General features: G+C 52.3%; 19 protein-coding genes. 3 read left to right on the top strand and 16 right to left on the bottom strand.

What is annotated here, in order from left to right; translation table 11 throughout:
• Nucleotides 1-2 precede the first annotated feature (2 nt).
• The 15 genes from KBY49_RS08785 to KBY49_RS08715 form a co-directional block, all read right to left on the bottom strand.
• Nucleotides 3-968 (bottom strand): aldo/keto reductase, encoded by a 966-nt coding sequence (locus KBY49_RS08785; protein ID WP_254934411.1) that lies wholly within the window; start codon nucleotides 966-968, stop codon nucleotides 3-5.
• Nucleotides 969-1686: 718 nt separating this feature from the next.
• The gene (locus KBY49_RS08780) at nucleotides 1687-2463 is read right to left on the bottom strand and encodes an FkbM family methyltransferase (RefSeq protein WP_254934410.1); all 777 of its coding nucleotides are present in this window, start codon (nucleotides 2461-2463) and stop codon (nucleotides 1687-1689) included.
• 205 nt (nucleotides 2464-2668) lie between these two features.
• A complete protein-coding gene (locus KBY49_RS08775) occupies nucleotides 2669-3490 on the bottom strand; it encodes an SDR family oxidoreductase (protein ID WP_254934409.1) in 822 nt (273 codons plus the stop codon).
• A gap of 1106 nt (nucleotides 3491-4596) precedes the next feature.
• Nucleotides 4597-5526 (bottom strand): transketolase family protein, encoded by a 930-nt coding sequence (locus KBY49_RS08770; protein WP_254934408.1) that lies wholly within the window; start codon nucleotides 5524-5526, stop codon nucleotides 4597-4599.
• Nucleotides 5523-6293, bottom strand: a complete 771-nt coding sequence (locus KBY49_RS08765) for a hypothetical protein (protein WP_254934407.1) — start codon at nucleotides 6291-6293, stop codon at nucleotides 5523-5525. Before KBY49_RS08765 ends, KBY49_RS08770 begins: the two co-directional genes overlap by 4 nt.
• Nucleotides 6294-6335: 42 nt before the next feature.
• Nucleotides 6336-8339, bottom strand: coding sequence for a thiamine pyrophosphate-dependent enzyme (locus tag KBY49_RS08760; RefSeq protein ID WP_254934406.1), 2004 nt, complete (start codon nucleotides 8337-8339; stop codon nucleotides 6336-6338).
• Nucleotides 8340-8402: 63 nt separating this feature from the next.
• Nucleotides 8403-9341 (bottom strand): NAD(P)-dependent oxidoreductase, encoded by a 939-nt coding sequence (locus KBY49_RS08755; protein ID WP_254934405.1) that lies wholly within the window; start codon nucleotides 9339-9341, stop codon nucleotides 8403-8405.
• The gene (locus KBY49_RS08750; protein ID WP_254934404.1) at nucleotides 9338-10360 is read right to left on the bottom strand and encodes an NAD(P)-dependent oxidoreductase; all 1023 of its coding nucleotides are present in this window, start codon (nucleotides 10358-10360) and stop codon (nucleotides 9338-9340) included. Before KBY49_RS08750 ends, KBY49_RS08755 begins: the two co-directional genes overlap by 4 nt.
• Entirely contained in the window at nucleotides 10357-11841 is a 1485-nt protein-coding gene (locus KBY49_RS08745; protein WP_254934403.1) for a PfkB family carbohydrate kinase, read from the bottom strand. Before KBY49_RS08745 ends, KBY49_RS08750 begins: the two co-directional genes overlap by 4 nt.
• A gap of 8 nt (nucleotides 11842-11849) precedes the next feature.
• Nucleotides 11850-12881 carry a zinc-binding dehydrogenase gene (locus KBY49_RS08740; protein ID WP_254934402.1) on the bottom strand — a complete coding sequence of 344 codons (1032 nt, stop codon included), beginning with the start codon at nucleotides 12879-12881 and terminating at the stop codon, nucleotides 11850-11852.
• Nucleotides 12882-12940: 59 nt separating this feature from the next.
• Nucleotides 12941-13612 carry a class I SAM-dependent methyltransferase gene (locus KBY49_RS08735; protein ID WP_254934401.1) on the bottom strand — a complete coding sequence of 224 codons (672 nt, stop codon included), beginning with the start codon at nucleotides 13610-13612 and terminating at the stop codon, nucleotides 12941-12943.
• A gap of 2 nt (nucleotides 13613-13614) precedes the next feature.
• Entirely contained in the window at nucleotides 13615-14241 is a 627-nt protein-coding gene (locus KBY49_RS08730) for an SIS domain-containing protein (RefSeq protein WP_254934400.1), read from the bottom strand.
• Nucleotides 14226-14942, bottom strand: coding sequence for a nucleotidyltransferase family protein (locus tag KBY49_RS08725; RefSeq protein ID WP_254934399.1), 717 nt, complete (start codon nucleotides 14940-14942; stop codon nucleotides 14226-14228). The genes KBY49_RS08730 and KBY49_RS08725 overlap by 16 nt, the downstream gene beginning before the upstream one ends.
• Nucleotides 14939-16171 (bottom strand): NAD(P)/FAD-dependent oxidoreductase, encoded by a 1233-nt coding sequence (locus tag KBY49_RS08720; protein ID WP_254934398.1) that lies wholly within the window; start codon nucleotides 16169-16171, stop codon nucleotides 14939-14941. The genes KBY49_RS08725 and KBY49_RS08720 overlap by 4 nt, the downstream gene beginning before the upstream one ends.
• Nucleotides 16168-16803, bottom strand: a complete 636-nt coding sequence (locus KBY49_RS08715; RefSeq protein ID WP_254934397.1) for an HAD-IIIA family hydrolase — start codon at nucleotides 16801-16803, stop codon at nucleotides 16168-16170. Before KBY49_RS08715 ends, KBY49_RS08720 begins: the two co-directional genes overlap by 4 nt.
• Nucleotides 16804-16953: 150 nt before the next feature.
• On the opposite strand from KBY49_RS08715, the gene KBY49_RS08710 reads away from it, so the two are divergent.
• From KBY49_RS08710 to KBY49_RS08700, 3 genes are all read left to right on the top strand, one after another.
• Entirely contained in the window at nucleotides 16954-17844 is an 891-nt protein-coding gene (locus KBY49_RS08710; RefSeq protein ID WP_254934396.1) for a glycosyltransferase, read from the top strand.
• Between the two features lie 91 nt (nucleotides 17845-17935).
• Nucleotides 17936-18802, top strand: a complete 867-nt coding sequence (locus KBY49_RS08705) for a methyltransferase domain-containing protein (RefSeq protein WP_254934395.1) — start codon at nucleotides 17936-17938, stop codon at nucleotides 18800-18802.
• 362 nt (nucleotides 18803-19164) lie between these two features.
• Nucleotides 19165-19647: a hypothetical protein gene (locus KBY49_RS08700; RefSeq protein ID WP_254934394.1), complete on the top strand. Its 483-nt coding sequence runs from the start codon at nucleotides 19165-19167 to the stop codon at nucleotides 19645-19647.
• Between the two features lie 365 nt (nucleotides 19648-20012).
• On the opposite strand, the gene KBY49_RS08695 is transcribed toward KBY49_RS08700, so the two are convergent.
• Nucleotides 20013-21143 carry a glycosyltransferase family 9 protein gene (locus tag KBY49_RS08695; protein ID WP_254934393.1) on the bottom strand — a complete coding sequence of 377 codons (1131 nt, stop codon included), beginning with the start codon at nucleotides 21141-21143 and terminating at the stop codon, nucleotides 20013-20015.
• Nucleotides 21144-21165 lie beyond the last annotated feature (22 nt).

Here is a 21165-nt window from a genome sequence, read left to right as displayed (position 1 = left end):
GCCTACCTTTCAAAAGCTAGCATAGGATAAATATTAGCAAATTGACGGGTCTGCAGCTCGTATTCAGCAAGGAGGCTCTGAAGTCGCAGTAACTGAACTTTACTATAGGTTTGAGATACGGAAAGGGATTCATGTAGTTGCGCTAGAGAACGACCACCGTGGATGGGGGAAATTGGTAACGGGTGAGAAAGAATATAGAGATAGGCAATCTCAAGCAAAGACAAATCATACTTATTAGCGAGATTCTTGAGAATGTCAAGCATCATTTGCTTATGTGATGTGAAACTATTTTTCACACGCAAGCTAGTATTGAAACGACTGGATAAATCCTCAAATACTTTAGATTGTGTATTAATAATACCTCTTGCCTGGATCCGGTTGGCAACATAAAATAAGGGTTGAGAGACTGATTCAATAGATGAAAAGTCTGACAGAAGGCGCTGCTCAAGAATATTTGCATGGATCTGGATGAAAGAAAAAAGATTATTTGATATTCGTTGAATTTGCAAATATTCATAAGCCTCAATGTTAGAAATACCCAGAAATATGTCGGGAAAAATACGTTGCATAGCAAAACAACAGCTAATCGCATTATCAATAGATGAAATATCTTCAGGAATAGTATGTAGCTGAAAAGAGTGAAGACGGCTAGCAGGAAACTTCTCAAGATAGCTAGAGAAGGTATTAAATAGTTCCGATTCCTTCCAATAACGTGGCCGAACGGAGAACTGACCGTCATAAAAAACGACCTCCAAGCCAAGTTTAAGACTTAGGAGTATATTTGACGGAAGATCTGGTAAAAGTTCAAGCAAGATCTTTAGAGAATTTCCAGCTGAATAGATGTCAGCAACGTCAATAACATATGTAGAAGATGGGGTTAAGGAAGTAAGAATCTCGTAAGTATCATTGATACAAAGATCACGTCCAAAGGGTAACCCACCAATCCAGCTTAAAGGGCTACGATTCAAGAGAAAACCTTACTTCGAGAGCTAGGCGGGTGGTGTTTAGTCCTATTATCTGCTCAGTATGAATAGTGTTCCAGTGAAAGACAATAAGGTCACCAGGTTTAGTCCGTAAACGCTTGAATGTATACCTATTCCAGTTTAAGAGACGCTTCTCTTCCTTGCAAAATCTGTTTCCAGATGGTAAGTATGAGGGATATTCTTGAAGATGGCTTCCAAATAAGAATCCCTGACTTTCGTACTCTGTGAAACCAATAAGAGGGATTGTCACAGAAAGAAGATTTCCACCTGGTCCCCAAGACTTGCGAGACGGTGGATAGCCATCCTCAAAGCCTGGCCTTACAAGGCGAAATGCAGAGGTGCCTAGGCCTTCATCCCAAGGAGCTAGGTAGGAAAATGGGAACAGAGGTTGAATCGCTGATTTAATAGAGGGAAAGAGATCAGTATCTCCCCAAGTTTGAGAGCTGAAGTGTCTGTTTGATGGCGATAAAGCATATGCTCGATAATTATCATAATCAGCAAACCAAGAGTGGTAACGAGACAAGTCGGAAGATATGGGGGCGGACAATAGGGATAGGATATGTAAATTTGTTCTACTAAGTAGTCGGGCGAATGTCGAGGCTGATAAAGAATTAAGGATAATAACGCCGTCTCTGTGGAAATCAGATAACATATGTGAGAAGCGAATGAACACAAAAGAAGCATAGGAAGAGTCTAGCGCTGATTAATGGAATGGAACAGAATCTTTGGAAGTAATGAAAACTGAACCTCCTCTGTGCGAAGTGGGAAGATCTGACAGGTATTTTACCTTTTTCCAGCCACTTTTTTGAGAAAAAATATTAAAAGTTTGAGTACTTTTCATGTAATCAAACAAGAGCTGAGCGTTTGTATCAGTACTAATTTCCGCCATAATATCGAGAGTTTTGAAATATTCTGAAGGAATACGTGAGAGGATGCTGAATTCGGCTCCTTCGGCGTCAAGCTTAATAAAATCGATGTTGTTGAGGTGATCGGCAATATCTACACAATCAACCTGTAATTCAGAAAGTTTACCGTAAGGGTCTTTCTTCATACCTTGAATGTGACTTCCAGTTGTATTACCTTCAACACGCACAAAGGATAGATTAGAATTCTTATCGTAAACAGCCTTAGAAACAATCTCAACATTAGTAGCCTTGTTAAGAACCATGTTACGCATAAATACTTCACAATGTAGAGGGTCTGGTTCAAATGCGATGACATTCCAACCTATCTTACTCATGACAATGGAGTGCAAACCTATATTAGCACCAATGTCTAATACATTCTGATAGCGTGTCTTATTGCAGAGATAAAATGAAAAAAGAATCAACTCGTCGATGCCAAAAAGTGCCAGCGAGTCTAGATTGCCAAAATTATAGAGCGGAAATACAATTGATCCGAACTCACCAAATTCAACTGGTACATTTTCAGTTTTGGAGAAGGCGGTGGTAGGAACACAAGTACTGATTAGTTCACGCAATAATGAGTAGATGCTGGAGCAAGGTGAGTGCAGGCTCGAAATAGAGGCAAGAGCCTGAAAAAAAGTGGGTGTAAACATCTGGATTTTGAATCAAGTGATTATACTTATAGTGAAAACTAATTAAAGCAAGCTTTAGAGGAGATAGATATAAACCTTAAACAAGAACGACGGTGCGGAGTTTACCTAAAGAAGAAAATGATAAGAATCATGAGCTGGGATCAAAGCTATTGCCACTTCGGCGAAGCTTATACATCTCAGGATGACTTGATAATTCATTGTCAAGTTCCGGACTCCCCCATGAATCAAAAACAACACTGATATTGCGACCTCCGATAATAGCACGTGGCTGATTAAGTGCCCACTGGCAACAATCAACCACTCTTGACATTGGATTGCACTCATTACTAGAGAGCTTGTCAAGAGTTTTTTGATAATTACTACCTGCAAGAGCAGGGCCAGCATCGATTGTAGATTGGTGTATCTTGGTTTTGACCCATCCTGGTCCCAGTATTGTAAAGCGAGTATCCGTAACTTCGGCATCCAGGAGCTCGCAAGCCTTGACAAGAGCTATCTTAGAAAGAGTATACGAAGAATAATTAACGGTGGCACTATTGGTTCCTCCTCCTGCAAATAAGAGAACCGCTGAAGACCTTGATGCATCCTGTCGCCTAAATGGTAATAAAGAATGTATAATATTCATTTGACTAATAAAATTAATGTTTATTGACTCTCGCCACGAATCAAAGTTAGTCGCAAGGAAAGGTCCTACAGGGTCTTGAACTCCAGGACACAAGATGAGATTATCCCAGTCTGCAGATAGATCCTGAAGCTGAGCTATGGATTTGGACATATCTGGCGAGGAAAGGTCGCAATAAACGAGTTTGAGTCCAAGTTCCTGAAGAGAGTTTAGTTTTTTTGATTTTGTACGATAAGTACCAATAATTTCATGCTGCTTGTGGAGCCAAAAGTTTGTAAGTGCAAATCCGATATCACTGGAAGCAGAGATGATAATGGTCTTTTGAGTCATAGCCAATAATAAAGGTTAGTGAAGAATCGATGACATTAAGGAAAGCTGTCACTCCTAGGATGCCTTCAAGCAACCTCTATTAAGTGTAGCTCGTTAATGGAATACGCTCCTTTGCTTGCTTGTTGACAATACACCATGGGGCTGACTACAGCAGTGGGTATTCTGCTCAAGCGCGTTGGATTGGCACAGCGAACTGTTTGATAAACATCGCCATCCTACTGACAAATGTCCATGCCGTTGCAATTGTAACACGCATATGACATCAGGAGTTTGAAGCCGCTATGGCAGTGATGGTGGTGGTAAAAATTCACAAAAACTACGACTAACTGGCAGCCATCTTTATTGCTAGCAAATGCCGGCTGGGGTGGCCGGGCCAATATCTGACCTTTCGGAACAACGATTCGGAGTAGTAGTTGTAGTTTGAAACACGAGATAGTCAGCGTTGGCTAGCCTTCGGCGTTGCTTTGCCAGACGACTTAAAACTTTTGTCACAGGACCAACAAGGCAACTATTCTCCCTATTATGTAGTCTTTGTTCTGCAGCGCTCTATATAGAGCCTTGATTTCCCTTTGGTCTTAGACGCGGAGCATCTCGAGCTCCCTTTTACTTTTTCAAGATGAGCACAGGCTTTTAATCGGCATCATGGGAAGTCTGCAGCCACCTTTCAACCAGCTCAGGCAACAGGATTCGCTCATTGCAGTAGCAGCTGAACACATGCCTTTTAGGCCAGCCGTCTCCAACAGGAACATGTCTGCAGAATTCCAACATCTGGTTCCGTATCGGATGTAGGACCAACCTCCCCTGCAACCGCTAGGTCATCTCCCAGTTGTAGATAGTCACTACATGAGTGACCAGTTCCTTTTAAACCCGGAACACTTTCTGCCGCAATGAGAAGACTCACTCGCCGTCTCAAATTATCCCTTACACCCTAGCTATAACGACGGATACTCATTGTTACATGTCCTCGGGTGTACTGATCAAAGGGAAGCAACGTCCTCCCTAAGACAGGGAGCTCGAGGGGGAGAATCAAAAGAAATCACTAGTATCATTAATACATCTCCACTCCATAATAATTGCGGATTGGACAATAGAGATTACGAAAGATATTAGCGTATTAGTGAAACCACTTTTGAGTAAAGTGAAGTAGAAGAAAAACCTAGGCCTTCACAAATCTCGGAGTACTTACCGTATTTCCTGATAAAAAGATCTGGAATGCAATGGCAGTCAAACCTAAGAGATGGAACAGCTTTTACCGCAGCAAGAAGCGCTGTGGATGAAAGCCCTCCTGAATAAATATGTTCTTCAATTACAAAGAGTCTACCAGTCTTGGCAACTGACTCTGTAAGCGAAGCAACGTCAAAAGGTTTGTAAGTATGGCAATAAAGGACATCAGCGGTAAGTCCTTGAGATTCAAGCAGAGAAGAGAGTTCAAGTGCTGTCTTAAGCTGAGGCCCTGAGGCCAAAAGAGTTATGTCTTCGCCAGCTTTAACTAAGATATTCTTACCGAAAGAAACTTCCGCGAAGTTTACGCCATGCGATGCCCTGCTCATACGATAGTAAGTAAGCTTAGTGGAGTCATATCTCTGAGCAAGGAGCGAGACAAGTTCATTAGGCGAACTTGGGTAGCAGGCCTCAGTATTGGGGTAGGAAGACAATAGAGCAAGATCTGTATAGCAATGATGGGTACATCCTAGAGTTGAATAATCAAAAGCACTACCTACTGTAATAAGGTTTCCTGGGAGCGAATGATAGCAAAAGTCGAGCTTTATTTGCTCAAGGCTGCGCTCTGCGATAAATGGGGCAATAGTATGACCCAATGGTATATAGCCTTCTTTGGAAAGCCCAGCACAAACAGATACGAGAGTTGGCTCAAGAATGCCAAGATTATAATAACGGTTGGGGTATTCATTCGCAAATCCTTGTAAAGCGGAGTGGCCGATGTCACCAACAACCACAACTAGTTTGTCACTCAGTAAACCTATAGACTCGACTGCATATGGAAACGCAGATTTCATGTCGGTTGGGAATTGCTTCATTGTCCAAGTGCCTTCATAATAATTGTGAGTTCAGCCTCATTAGGTATTTTATAGTGCCATGGACCGTGGCCTTCGAGCATAGGGACACCGAAACCTTTTATTGTATTGAATAGTATCGCACGAGGCTTACTACATGAATCATTAACAGCTAGCGCAAGAGCGGTCGATATGGCATCAGTGTCATGACCGTCAGCCTCAAAGACCTTCCAGCCAAATGACTCGAACTGATCTAGCAAAGAGTTGTGAGGACAGATTTGATCAGACGACTTATTGTAGTCAATTAGTACAATAAGGTTATTTAACGATAGATTGTTGGCTACGATAGCCGACTCCCAGATAGTTCCTTCATGACACTCTCCGTCGCCTACTAATACGAAGTGAATTGCATTAGTGGATGCTATCTTAGAAGCGAGGGCACGTCCTACGGTGTAAGGAAGACCATGGCCTAATGAACCAGCCGAGGCTTCAGCTCCTGGCACCTTAGTACTATCGGGATGCCCCCCAAGAATGGAGTCATAATTAAGGTAGGAATTGAGATGCTCAGAGGTAAGATATCCATATTTATGCAATACACTGTATAAAGCGCAGGCTGCGTGACCTTTGCTCAGAGTAAAGGTATAGTGTAAACCATCGGCCGACGTAATATACCTAGAATAAACCAAATCAATTATATCAATAACGGAAAAGCTGCTCGGGATATGTCCGCCTCCTCCTGCACAAACCAACTGAACTATCCTTGACCTCAGGTCAGAATTTGGAGGAGTCATGAGACGAAAATTAGGTAATGTCGTGTGCTGTTAAATTTGATTCTAGAATGGTCCAATATAAAGAGGGTTAGGTTGATCGTGACTTGTCATGAAATCAGGCGCTGTAGGAACACGATAATCAGTAGTGCGGCCAAATGAGCTTAATACAGAATGAACAATATCTCGGGATGTGATATAATAGTTAATGGATAATTTATGAGATGTGGGGCAGGGATAAGCCGGAAAGCTTAGGCGCTTAGGAGGAGAAACAAGAGTCGAATATAGCGTTTCGGAAATGACAGAGATTATTTCTGAGCATATCCCGCATGTTGACTCAGCGTGATCAACCACTAAGAGCCTATGAGTTTTGGCCACAGATAGTGAGATTGCATCATAATCGATTGGATTCATGCTACGCATGTCAATTACCTCGGCACTAATATTATACTTAAAAAGCTCAGTCGCCGCTGCAAGGCACTCGATTGTACCATAGCTATGGCTGACAAGGGTAATATCTGTTCCGTAGGTTGCAATACGACACTTGCCAAGTTCAAGGCTATAGTGATTGACGGGTACCATTCCCTTAGTTGAATGAAGCCACCTGTTTTCCAAAAAAATAACAGGGCTGTCGTCTTCGATCGCCCCAATAAGAAGACCTTTGGCCTCATACGGTGTTGAAGGCATTACGACTTTTAAGCCAGGTATATGGGCAAACCATGCATGCAGGCTTTGGCTGTGCTGAGGACCCTGGCCCCAACCGCGTCCAATAATCATTCGAATAACAAAAGGCACACTCATTGCCCCATTAAACATGTAATGCCATTTTGCAGCTTGATTAACAATCTGATCAATGGAAACAAGGGCAAAGTCGAGGCGCTGATGTGTCAGGATAGGGCGCATTCCCGTAATAGCGCTGCCGATCGCTACACCAGTCATGGCATTCTCTGATAACGGAATATCAAAGACACGATCGCTTCCAAACTTTTCCTGCAGACCAATTGTTGTACCAAATATTCCTTTAGGATCGGGCACTCCAAGACCCATCAAGTAGCTATTTTCATACTTGGCTAAGCACATGTCTTGGGCTTCGCGCAGAGCTTCTGCGTATGTAATCTGACGATCACCTCGCGGTGGTGCTGGCTCGCAAGTATTTGGTGGTGCATAAACATGAAGGACTTCCGAATCAGGACTAGGAAACGGGTCGCTAATTGCCGCCTTAAAAGCTTCCTGGATTTCTCCATGAATCAAACTAATCTCCTCTGTCTTCAGCTCAACAGATGATTGGCGCCTGACTACTTGAAGCGGATCACGTAGCTTCCATTCCTGAAATTCATCTTCAGTGCGATAACCAATATTGTTGTCGTAACCTGGCCCACAGTGTTCCAGCCAGCGATAAGTAGAAAGTTCCATAAATACAGGCCCATTTCCTTTTCGAATCTCAGCAACGGCAGAGGCAGCCTTCGCGTAAATATTTTCAACATCATTTCCATCCAGCCGCACTGTATTAATGCCATGCCCAGCTGCAAGACCTGAAATAGACCTATGCTTGGGTTGCCTAACCTCTAGCGGTGAGTAGACGGAATACAAATTATTCTCACAGGCAAAAAGGATTGGTAGGCTTTTCAATGTAGCAAAATTTAGGCTTTCATGAACAACACCTGTCTCCATTGCACCATCGCCTAAAAATACAACCACAACCCTTCCCCTGCCCTCACGTTTAGCAGTAAGAGCAGCACCAACTGCAATCGGGACAGTGCTGCCTACTATTGGAGTGGCTCCAATAAATCCACAGGCTTGGTCGCTAAGGTGCATTGAACCGCCCCTGCCGCCACAGCAGCCGGTGGCTTTGCCATAAATCTCAGCCAACATAGCCTTGAGATTTCCACCTTTTGCCAAATAATGGGCATGATTGCGATGACCTGAAAATGCCCAGTCAGTTGGTTGAAGAGCAGAGCACATACCTACTGCTGCAGCTTCTTGACCAATACTTAAATGAACAGGGCAGCGCATTTCCTGCTCCGGATATCTTCTTGCTATTTCTTCTTCAACCATCCGGATCCGTGTCATGGCTCGAAGTAGCTCTATTGGAGTTTTCATAGGTTTCAAATTATTCCGAAGTGGTTCAATCATTTAGAATTGCAAATGCCGCATCCATTTCACGGTGTAGCACTGATCGCCATCAGGAAGCATATTTTGAGCAAAGGCTTCGGCGATTTCTTCAATCGCATCAGCCACGGAATGGGCTTGCTTGAAACCCGTGGCGATTAGCTTGCTGGAATCCTGGCGATAGGAACGGGGATCATTAGAAGCGCTAACCACAATTTCTGCGCCAATCTTACTTTTAACCTGCTCTGCAATATCAAGGATCGAGATATTTTCAAAACCAGCGTTGTAACAGCCACTTTCAATCCCAGAATTGGCCAGAAAATGGCGATATACATTGGCAATATCCTGAATATGGATATTGGGCCGGGTTTGGTCACCTCCAAATACCGTAATCTTGCCATTCTTGAGAGCCTGATAACTAAGCATGTTCACACTCACATCTAGCCTCATCCGAGGCGACACTCCGCATACGGTCGCCGGGCGAATGCAATGCACCTGCATTTGATCCCTATATGAGAGGAATACGCGCTCGGCCACCATTTTGGTTTTGTTGTAAACAGAGATCGGCACCAGCGGTAGATCCTCTGTCACATTTGGCTCGTCTTTGACCCCATACACGCTGCCGGAGCTGGCAAAAATAAACTGTTTTACGCCTGCACGCACCGCCCGATCGGCCAACTGCTGACCCGCCAGCACGTTCACCTCCCAGCTCAGGGTGGGGTTGAGCTCCACTGCAGGATCGTTGGCAATGTTGGCCAAGTGAATGATCGCCTCCACACCCTCAAGCGGGATAGCGTCTGTGTTGCGAATGTCTAGGCAGAGGTTGGTAAGGCCAGGATGATTTGGCAGATAGTTTCCAAACCACTGGGTATCCACGCTCACCACCTGATGGCCATCTGCCAGAAGCAGCGGCACCAGCACCGAACCTTTGTAGCCGCAGCCACCCGTAACTAGAAGTTTCATACTTTGTGTTGGTAGGTCCAGGGAAGGGTTTGGAGTTGGTCGAGGTGGGAATCCACCCAGGCCAGGGTTTCGCTGAAGCCCTCATCAAGCCTCACCTGATCGCTCCAGCCAAACTTTTCACGGATCGCAGTGCTGTCGAGCAGATAGCTTTGGTCTTTACCAAGTCTCTCACCACTCTCTTCCACCACGGAATCAAATGCCACGCCACAGCGCTGGCAGATCCGTTCCACCAAATCGCGGATGCTGATCGGCTCCTGGGTGGATAGGTGCCAAGTGCTGCCCGGCTCCGCTTCCAGAGCCAGCTGGAGGGTGGCCCTCACCACATCACTGATGTGGATGAAACAACGCTCGGAATAGCCGCCGCCATGGAGCTGCATTGGTTTGCCGGTGCGGGCGCTGAGCAAGGCCCTGGGGATGATCCGGTACAGCTGCTGGCCGGGGCCATACACATTCGCGGCCCGGGTGAATACCACCGGGAAACCATAGGCCTTCTGGAAGCTATGGAGATGTAGATCGCAGGCCGCCCTACTTACGGCATAGGGGGTGCTGGGGGCGAACTGATTGTGTTCCCGGATCCAGCCCCCATCGGTGCTGCCATACACCTCAGGGGTGGTCACGTGCAGGTATTTTTCCAAGAATGGCCGCTGCCTCAGGGCGTCATGCAGGGCAACCTGGCTCACCACATTGGTGCGATACCAGTGGGTTGGGTTAAACCAGCTTTCTGCCACCATCCCCTGGGCGGCAAAGTTCACCACATGGGATGGCTGCACCCGATCAACCAGCTCCAGCAGCTGGCTGAGCTGGCTGTTGAGATCGATCGCCTGAAAGCTGAAATTTGCCTGATTGGCCAGGGGCTCCCCTCTAGCCGGATCAAGCCAGAGATAGGGCAGGAAGACAGGATCTAGCTCCCTTGATCGGCTTGTGGCCCAAACCTGATGGCCTCCCCGCAGGGCTTCTGCCACAAAGTGGGAGCCACTGAAGCTGTTGCTGCCGATCACCAGGATCTTTTTGCTATTCATGGCTCCAATACCTCCTCCAGGTTGGCTTTTAGAGCACCGGCAGGAATTGGTGTATTTCCCATCGTTTGCACGGCTAAGGAAGCCATACAGCAAGCCAGTGCGGCCGTAGCCATCATCGCCTGGCCGCTGGCCAGGCCCGTGGCCATCACCGCCAACACCGAATCGCCCGCTCCTGCCACATCAAGGGGATTAACAGAAAGGGCCGGGAAAGGCTGGCTGGTCAACTTGCCCTGGGAGTCGCGGTCGTAGGCAATGAAGCCTTCGGCGGCAAGCTTCACTAACAATCGCTCGCAACTGGTGCTTTCCAGCAGCAGCTGGCTGAGGTTTTCAAGGCCACTGTCTTTGTCTTGGAGGGCTAGGCGCAGTTCCCGTTCATTGGGGCAGAGCAGGGAAAAGTGCTGGAAACGGCTAATCGAACCCACCTGGCTGCTGCATTGCAGATCGCCAAACAGCATCAGCCCATGGCGCTGGGCCAGATCCGCCACCACCTTCAGCACCATGGGTGTCACCACCCCATAGACAAAATCAGACACCACGATGCCCTGGGCCTGGGGCGCCAGGCTTTCCAACTGGGCGATCACCTGCTCTTCAATGGCTGAATCCAGGTTGTGCTGCTCCAGCCGGCTAACCCGGAACAACTTCTGGTTTTCCACCACATAGCGCTTCTTAAAGGTGGTGGGTCGAGATGGATCGCGGGTGAGGCCGTTGCCGATGCCCTGGGCCAGCAGCTCGCGCTGCACCAATTCAGCGGTGCTGTCTTGGCCCACCACCGACACCAAATCGCATTGGGCCCCAAGGGAGCGGATGTGCGCCGCCACCACGGCGGCCGCACCAATGAAGTTGCGTTTAGCCAGCTCGCGCACCACCACCACCGGTGCCTCAGCGCTCATGCCGATGGCTTCGCAGGCCACGTATTGATCCACAATCGTGTCCCCCAGCACGATCAGCCTGGTGTTGGGCCAGCACTGCATCGAGCTCAGCAGATCATCCCTGCTGAGCCCCTGGCGGCGGCAGGCTGCCTTGAATTGGACCTGGCGCTGGCGCTTTAGATCTTGCTCAGTGCTATTGAGCAGTTCGCTACTGGCGTATTGCACATCTCCGGCATGGAATTGCACCTTGCCGCCCTGGGCCCGCAAAAGAGCCAGGGGCTGCTCAAGCCTGGCTGAGCCCTCAAGCTCGGTGCCCAACACCAGCATTTCTGGCTGCAACTGCCTGATGGCAGCAGCGAGGTCATCACCCTCGAGCGGCACGATTAAATCGGCGATACCCAGCAGGCCCAGGGCTTCTGCTCGCTCGTGCTGACTAAATGGGTAGGAGTTGGGTTGGCCAGCTGATCCATCGCCGATCAAGGCCACCACAAGCTGTTTACCCAGGCTGCGAGCATGGCGCAGATAGCGGATATGGCCGGGATGGATGGTGCTGAAGTGGCCGTAGGCGAGCACACAGCCCTGCCATTCAGTCGCTTGAGCAAGCGGCAACATCGTGGTGCTCACAGCTCAATCATCACGCGGCCTGCGGTGGAGCCATTGCGCATCGCATCGATGGCCGTGTTGATCTCCTCCAGCGGATAACGGGCACTCACGAAGCGATCAAGCCTGAGGCGGCCCTGCTCCAGCAGACGCAGATAGCGGGGGATATCGCGGGCGGGCTCGCTCTCACCCCCATGGGAGCCCGTGAGCAGTTTGCCGAAATGCAGCGGCAGCGTATTGAGGTTTACGGCGCTGCCGGCCCGGGGCACCCCCACCAAAATCACCCGCCCCTGGCGGTGGGTGAGGCGATAACCAAGCTCAATCACCTCTGGCACGCCTGTGTTGTCGATAAAAACGTCAAGGGGCTGATCGCCCAGGGGCTGGCCTGCCAGAGCCTTACTGATTTCAGATTCGGGATCAACCTGGCTGCTATTGATGCAGTGGGTGGCTCCAAGCTCACTGGCTAGCTCCAGTCGGCTGTCGAAGCGATCAACTGCAATGATTGCAGAGGCTGATAGCAGCGCTGCAGCCTGCACGATGTTGAGGCCGATGCCGCCGGCACCAAACACCACCACTGATTCGCCCAGCTTCAACTGGGCATTGTTTTCCACTACGCCAAAACCGGTGGTGATGGCACAGCCAAACAGCGCTGCGGCATCGGGGTTGATGTGGGCTGGCACCTTCGTGCAGCGGTTTTCACTCACCACCGTATGACGATTGAAGGTGGTGACCCAGCCGGCATTAAGGGGCTCGCCGCGCCAACGATATTTAGGGGGGTCAGCCTGAATCCCAGCCCCAGGGCGCCAATGCAGCACCACCCTGTCGCCAGCGGCCACATGCTTCACCCCAGGGCCCACTGCCAAAACACTGCCGCAGCCCTCATGGCCCATTAGGTGGGGCAAGAAGCGATCAGCGCCCTTCACCCCATCGATCTCACCGAGCTGGGACCCACAGATGCCGCTCACCTGGATCTGCACAAACACCTGGCCCACATCAAGCTCAGCTGGCAGCTCGATGGTGTCCACCACCAGGGGCTGACGCTGGGCAACCAAGATCGCAGCCTTGGTTGTGGTTGGTATTTCCTTATTTGGCATTGCCCCAGTGCCCATGCTCACTCGAAATAAATAAAGGAGTGATCGCCGCTGTAGCAGGTTTGCTTAAACCACCAATGCCAAGCCTCTGGAGTGTTAAAGGCTTCGCAGGTTACCTGCCAATAAAGCAGATTGGCCTTCTCCGCCTGGTTGCGCCAGCTCTCAACACAAAGGTATTTGTGCTCTTTCCCTACTCGCTCCATCTCGCAAAGAGCTGGGTGCAAGTCTTGGGCATGCAGACAGTGAAGGGTATTAATTGAGATCACTAAGTCAAAATGATCATCAGGCCAAGGCAGCTGGGTTGCATTGCCCACCTGAAGCCGATCGCGAATCTCCTCCTTGCTATTGGCAATGGCATAGGGGGATAGATCAATTCCGTAGATCTCAGCACCCGGAATTACCTTCAGAAAGTCGTAAAGCAAAAATCCTTTACCACAGCCAATATCTAAAATCTTCGGATTTTCAGGTAGTTGGTAGTGATCCACCAAGGCCCGGGCCACTTTTTCCCAACGGCCTTCCATGTAGCGATAGCCGCCGTAGCAGATGCGTCGATCACCATCCCAGTAGTCGTGGTCGAATTGCTTGGCTAGCTCTGCTGCCTTTGCCTTTGGGTAATCCGGGTCATTCACTCGGGCCAAGTAGTCACGCTGGGTGCTTTTGTGCAGCACGCCCATGAAATCAATTTCTGCCATGCTTATCGCTCAATTTGGGAGGGCTTGTTGGTGTTTAGCCATTGCATACACAAATGACCCACCACCAGCTGGGTATCCTCTGCAATCTGCATATCTTCGATAGGGAAATGAATCGGCACATCAGCCAATTCCAGACATCGCCCCCCATTGAAGGCCAGGATAGCAAAACTTCTCATCTTTAATGTTTTAGCAGTCTCTAGGGCGCGCACCACATTTGCAGAATTGCCGCTACCTGAAAGCACAATAACCAGATCACCCTTGCGGGCTTTCACTTCAAGCTGATAACTATAAATGTTGGCATAGCCGGTGTCATTGGCCAGGCAGGTGATTACTCCAGCATTTGCAGGCAGTGCCTCCACCCTCAAGCCCGGCAGCTTGGGGCCAAGCCCGCAGGCGCCGATGCCGTAGATGAAATCGTTGGCTAGGTGCAGGGCATTGGCGGCGCTGCCGCCGTTGCCACAAATAAACACCTGGCGGCCCTCAATCCAGGCCAAGCGCAGCTCTCCTGCAAGGGTTTCAATGGCACCAAGCGTTTCCGCATTGAAACAGCCCTGCAGCCGCTGCAGGTAGCTGGTTGCCGCCTGGGCAAAGCTGGTTTGGGTGCTGGCAGCTATCACTGGGATCTCCATAGCTTCTGGGCTTGCTCGAGGGCTTCAAGGGTGCCGATATCGAGATAGGGCTGGTCAGTGGGGCAGGTTTGGATGCGGCCCATCAGAGCTGGAATCACCTCGGTACTGAAGTCGTTTGGTGTGGGAGCCATTAGAGAAAGCACGTCGAAGAAGGCGGGGTCAAAGGCATAGAGGGCCCCATTGGCAACGGAACCCGGTGGGTCCTGCACCTTCTCATGGAAAGCTACGACCACGCCTTGCCCGTTGGTCTGCACAATCCCGCAGCTGCTGGGCCGATCGCTCTGGAAGGTGAGCATGGTGAGCAGGCATTCGGGTTGGCGATTTTCGTGGGCAGTCAGAAATTCCGCCAAGCCCGCAGCCATGGCGTTATCGGCATGGATCAATAGCCCCGTTGCGCCTTCAAAAAAAGCCTGATGGGCAAGCAAGGTGCCAGCAGTGCCGAGCAGTTCGGGCTCGTGCACGGTGCGCACTGCCATCTTTGGGCTTTGCCAGCTCTGAAGATAGGCATCCACCTGCTCAGCTAGGTAATGGGTGTTGATCAAGGCCGCCTCGCAGCCCGCCTGCTCCAGCTTGCGCAGCCAAAGCCCCAGCAGGGGTTCACCACCAAGGGGCACCAAGCACTTAGGGGTTTGCAAGGTGAGGGGGCGCAGGCGAGTGCCAAGCCCTGCAGCCAACAACAGGGCGCGCAGGGGCTTACTCATGGCATGGCCATCTGGGATGCGGCCCCGTCGATAATTAGATCCGCGAGGGCGAAGCTGGCCGTAAAGGCCGGAGAAATGGCATTCAGCACATGGGTGCTGGCGGGGCCTGGCAGGCAGAGGAAGTCGTCCTCTAGGCGCTGGCTGCTGTGGTTGAACAGCTGGGAACGGATGCCTACCTTTTGGCTGATTTCCAGGTGCTCTGGGCGCACGGCCGGGATTAGCTGCTGCGCAGCACCCAGCAGCAGCGGTGGCAATGCAAGGAAGGCCTGCTCGTGCACGTAGCGGCGAAAACCGCCCCGGTTGGCCAGATATTGCCTAGCCAGAAGTGCCACGTTGGCCGCCGCCATGGCCGGTTCTACGGCCTGCAGGCCCCGGTAATTTTCGCGGCCCCAAGCGGGGGTAGCTGTGGGTCCAATGCTTACCAGCGGGGTCTGGTCAGCACTGGGGGTGAAGTGCACCCCGAGGAAGGGCACATCCAGATCGGGCACGGGATAAAGGTTGGCTCGGGGCTGGATCGGGCATCCAGGCTTGAGCTGCCAGTAGAGGCCCTTAAACGGCAGCAGACTGTATTGGCGGCCAACTCCAAATTGATGGGCCACGCGATCGGCCTGCAGACCAGAACAATTAAATAGGTGGCCATAACTGATCACGGAGCCGTCTTGCAGCTTCAGCTGCATGGCTTGAGGTTGCACCTGCCAATGCTGCTGCCCCCGCAGAATCCGTAGGCCTTGCTCCTGCAATTCCTGTTGTAGGCGCTGCACAACCTTGATCGGCTTAACAACGGCGGTATTTGGGCTCCAAAGGGCCCTACCGCTGGCGGTGCGGGCCTCAGGGATCAATTGGTGCAATTGCATTTCGTCCCAGAGCTCCAACTGGGCCCCATTGGCCAGGCCCCGCTTGGCGAGCAGATCGAGCTGGGGATCAAGTTCGGCCCTGGGCGGCACAATCACCTTGCCGCAGGGATTTATCGGCAGCTGGCGCTCCTCCACCCAGGCCCTGAGCCGGCGCGCCCCAGCCACACATACCTGGGCCTTGAGGGAGCCGGGTTTATAGTAGAGCCCCGCATGCAACACACCGCTATTTCTCCCAGAACTGTGCAGCCCCAATTCAGGCTCCTTATCAAGCAGTGTGATATTGCGGGAAATGCCGCGATCCAGCAGTTGATGGGCGATGCAGAGGCCCACCATGCCGCCGCCAAGAATCAGCACATCGCAGTGGCGGTTACTCATCCAGCATCGTTCAGCAGGTGAACAGGGAATTGATGGAGCGAATCAAGATAAGCAATCTCCACCAGACCATTATCTTCATTTGTATGAGGGTTTTCGGATGCCCAGCGCTCCACGGCTGGACGTTCAGTCTGGCCGTGACCGCTGCTGATGTGACCTAGCCAGCAGAGCCCTGCTGCAGCCCCGGCCTGGAGGTCGCAAAGGCGATCGCCAACCAGAAATGATGTGGCCAGATCAAGTTGCAAATCAACCGCCGCCGCCTGCAGCATGGCTGGGCTGGGTTTACGCCAGCTATGGGCCGGAGCATCGGGCCCATGACCATTGGCATAGATCGCGGCGATCGGGGCCGCTGGGCCCAGCAGCTCCAGCAGGCGTTCGGTGACTAGCTCATATGCCCGCCAATCGAACAATCCTCTAGCAATGCCCGATTGATTTGTGATCACCACCACCGGCCAGCCCCGCTGATGGGCCTGTTGCAGCAACGCCTTTGCCCCAGAGCAGAGCTGCACTTGGGCTGGATCGCAGAGGTGATGCCTGTCTTCAATCAGCACGCCATCGCGATCGAGGAACAGGGCCGGCCTGGTAATTGGCAAGGGTGGCCTGAAAAGGCGGCGCCGCTCGAGGAGAGGATGCATGAACTGATCTGCCGAGCAAAGTGGTGAGACACAACACCTAAGGCCGCAACTGCTTCGGCCGTCGTGCCATTTTTCACTTTGCCAGCAGGGCAAGTTGTGGTGGCAAGCCAAAATCCAGTTTGCTCTCAGCTGAAACGCGGCTTAGTTGCGATGGCACCTTCAACTGTGCTTTTCCACTACGGGACTTTTCAGGTGTTGTGGCAGAGGCCCGATCTCCTGCAGGCAGGCCTGGCGCTAGCGGATGGCTCCAACAGCCTCGCAGTGAAAAGTGCCGATACGGAAGCTGTTCAGCAAGCCTTCCAGAGGCGCGGGTTAACAGCTGCCTGCCCACTGATCCACTACACCGACCCCTTCCTGCTGCGCTCCCAGCCCCTGCGGGGCCTGCGCCAGTGGCAGGGCCCAAAGTTGCTGGTATGCGGAGACCTTCACCATGGGGAACGACCCGTCGATGTGCTCTCCGCCTACCTCGATGCCGAACCCCACGACGCGGTGCTGCTCACCTTCAACCCGGCCCTGCTGGCTGAGGTGCGCCAGCGGCTGCGGGTGCCGGTGCGCTGTCTGCCACCCACCTTTTTTCGCTACCCGGTAGCAGTGCCCGCGGCGCAGCCGCGGCAGGAGTTATTGCATGTGGGCAGCCTGGGGCCCCACCACCCCCGCCGGCGGGAGCTCGTGCTCGCCCTACAAGCGCGGGGGCGCATCCCCTTCCGCCATGCCACCACCTCCAGCGCAGAGGAAGCAGCCGCGCTCTACGCCCAGCACGCCCTGGTGCTCAACGTGCCCCTCAACCACGACCTTAACCATCGCTTCTTTGAGGTGATTGCCGCCGGCGTACCCCAGGTGGTATTCGGCGATCCAGCCCTAGTGGGCGAACACCGCCATCTGGCCGAACGGCCCGATGTGTTCTGGGCGTCGACGCTCGAGGAGCTGGAGGCCTTGGTGGCAAGGCTGCTGGCCGAGCCCGAGCGCCTGCGGGCAATCCCGGTGGCGCCGCCGCCCTACTGGGAGCTCAAGGATCTGCTCAAGGCGGCGTTGGCGCCCTGAGGGTGGGTGGGGCTGGTAAGCACACAGCCAAAGATGAGCGGCCCTTGCCCTAGATTCATCATTAAAATCAAAATAGTAAAGCGAGCCTGTAATGCCCCCCCTGAATCTTACGCAACAACAAGAGCAATATCTTCGCGATAACTTCCAGCTCAGCTATCACATCCCCTACCTAGATGTGTGCTCAAAAAAAATCTCCTTAAAAGATCTCGACGTTCTTGAAATCGGAGGTGCCCTGCCGGCCTCATTGGTGATTGAACATCTAGAATGCAATAGCTGGAGCGCAGTTGAAGCGCCCTCCTATGACATAGAGCTTGGTGAAGCCAATCAATTTCACCGAAACCACAAGGAGCAACAGAAACTCATTGATCTTGGCCACCGCTATCGCCACTTTTACTGCAATGCGGAAGATCTTGGCGACGAGCATCTAAATCAATATGACTTGATTTTCACCATCGCTTGTTTTGAGCACATAAACAGGCTGCCACTGGCTATTGAAAAAATGCTCCAGTACCTAAAGCCAGGTGGCAAGCTATTTACCATGCACTCGCCAATCTGGAGTGCCTTTGATGGCCACCATCTGCCCATTGGCATCCCCGAGCGCTTCGACACTCAGCTGCCTGACTCAAGTTACATTTTTCAGCCCTGGGGGCACTTGCTCCAGTCTCGCGCTGCGACATTCACTGATATCGCCAGCCGTTTCGACCGCGAGTTCGCGGAGGAAGTAATTTACAACACCTACAACAGCAATCACATCAATCGTTACTTCAGCGAAGATTATTGGGTTGTCTTTGAAGCCTCAGGATTTCTAATTGAGGAATATCAAATCACTTTTCCGCGAAACCCATCTCCTGAAATACAATCTGCGCTCGAAGGCATCTATCCCGGATACAAGCAGTTTGGCAATAATGGTATTTATGCAATCCTGCAAAAACCCTCTGCCAGCGTGGTTACTTTCTAAGCCCCCAGCTGCTTGAGTCTCCACGGGCTCCCTTAATGGCGTGAGGGTCTTGTTCGAGAAAGCATTTCCTCTCTGAATATGTCATGGGGCTTTTCTAGCTGCTGGGTTTCGGCCGACTACTAAATGCCTACTGCGGCTTGTGGGCGCCATCGAGCGGGGTGCGGCGCGCGGCTTGGAGGCCGGCTGCACGGCGAGGGCAGGGAGAATTGTTTTGGACTTTTCTGCCTGGGGCCTTTATGGGCGCACCTAGACGCTACATATGGTGTTTCGTAACTCCTGCACTCGCAGGCCTCTGAAAACCATTGAGGAAGGCGCCGCAGGTACTGATGTACTATTGCTGGAGTTGCATCTGATTTGGCGCGGTGACCGATCCAGCCGTTGAGTCTGCGCCAGAATCTGGGCAGTTCAAAGGTCCATTGATCTGCCTGGATCTCCAAGGATGGCTCCAGTCGATTGGTGGTTTTGTAGTTGCCCTGATTGCTGTTTTCACCTCCTATGACCACCTCAACCTCCCAGGACCAAGCAGCCCCTCTAGCTCCCATAGCTTCCCGATCAACCAGCAATGGGGCTTCTGGCTCATCCTTGCCTCGGTGGCGGTTGTTTTTGTCGACGCTCAATTGGCGACGCGATCCCGGCTACGAGCAGCGAATACAGCAGCTGAAGAGAGAGAACGCGCTGCTAATCGAGAAACTGCGCAACTTCGACGCGCTCGAGTTGAGGCAGAAGCACAGCGAGCCCAGCTCGCCTATCTCCTCGAACCATCCGCAGCCCATCGAGAGCAGCTCGAGCAAGTCCTAAGCAAACTCAACAGCCCAGAAGTGCGGGCCCTCTTTGACGATGAGTAGATCGTTTTGCGCAGAGCCTGCAACGGTCGACAGCTTGGTTGTTACAGCGGCCCGGACCCGACGTTCGGGCACCAGCCCTTGGTGGTGGTACGGGGCCCAGCACCGCCAGTTCTCTGCGGATGAATCACCTCTTTGAGCCTGCCGCGGCTTGTACGGCGAGTGCGGGGCGCCGCGCGGAGTTCGGCGAGGGAAGGGAGTGTTTTTTGGATCGTTCGACCTAGAGGCTTTTTGGGCGCGCCTAGACGCTACATATGGTGTTTGGTAACTCCTACGCCTGCAGCGCCCTGAAAACCATTGAGCCAGGTGCCGCAGGTATTGGTGAACTACTGCTGGAGTTGCAATGGATATAAGGCTGAGCCCAATCCTTACCCCATTACCCCCTCCAGCCACCCAATCACCTGCTCGGGTCCCACGGAGGCCATGCAGGGATGGCCGTCCACTAGGCAGTCGTCGTTGCGGAAGCGGTTGTCGCTGCAGGCCGAGCAACTGGCCATAGCAGTAGTGCGACTCACGTTTTCGCAGCGAGGCAGCCACAACCGCACTGGGCTGGCCCCCACACCGGCGCCATCATTCCCCACCACCGCCAGGGTCGGGGTACCCACTGCCGCAGCAATATGTAGGGGGCCAGCATCCACGCTGATCACCGCCCTGGCCCGCTGGGCCGCACCGGCCAACTCCATCAGGCTGGTGCGGCCCCGCAGATCCTCCAGTCCAGTGCTGGCAAGCAGATCCTCCTCCCCATCCCCAGCGTTGTAGGCCTCCCGCTGGGCCGCCGGCGGGCTGCCCACCAGCCCCACCCGCCAACCCCGCCCTGTGGCAAATTCCACCACTTGGCGCCAATGGCTGAAGGGCCAAAGCTTGGCCCCCCGGGCCGTGGTGCAGTGAATCAGCAACTCCGGCACCTCAAAGGGCGGATCCGAGGCCGGTAACTCGATGGCGGTTGGGTCGGCGTAGTCCGCCACAAAGGCCAGCCGGCAAAACAGCTCTGCGATGTAGTTGCTGGCAAACACCCCCCGGTAGCGATCCAAAAAAGCCGGGCTATCCCACTCCGGATCAGCCAAAAAGTGCTGCTGGGGCAGCTCACCCCAGGGCAACTGGCGGCGCAGGTTGGCCGTCAGGCTGCCTCCAGCCACAAAGCAGGGGTTCAGCCAGGGCACCAGGCTGCAGGTGACTGGATTGAAACCATCCAGGTTCACCGCCAACTGCACCGGCCCATGGCGCTGCTGCAGCTGCGCCAGCTCCTGCTGCAGCCGCAAGCCGGCACCGGGGGCAGGATCATCCCAGCTAAGGCGCCAATCGATCGCATCCAGGGCCGCCTCAAAATCAGCCGTGAGCTCACTGCCCACAAAACCCAGCACGGCCTTGGGAAAGCGGGCCTTAAGACCCCGTAGCACCGGGGTGCTCACCACAAAGTTGCCCACCTTGCAGGAGCCCAGCACCACGATATGGGGGGCTTCTCCAAGCTCCTCGCCGCCGTAGCGCTGCATGCCGGCCATGCTGGGCCCAACCAAACCGCCA

Source organism: Cyanobium sp. WAJ14-Wanaka (assembly GCF_024345375.1).
GTDB lineage: Bacteria > Cyanobacteriota > Cyanobacteriia > PCC-6307 > Cyanobiaceae > Cyanobium_A.
Note: the sequence above shows the minus strand (reverse complement) of the source record. Positions and strands in the feature narration are given on the sequence as shown.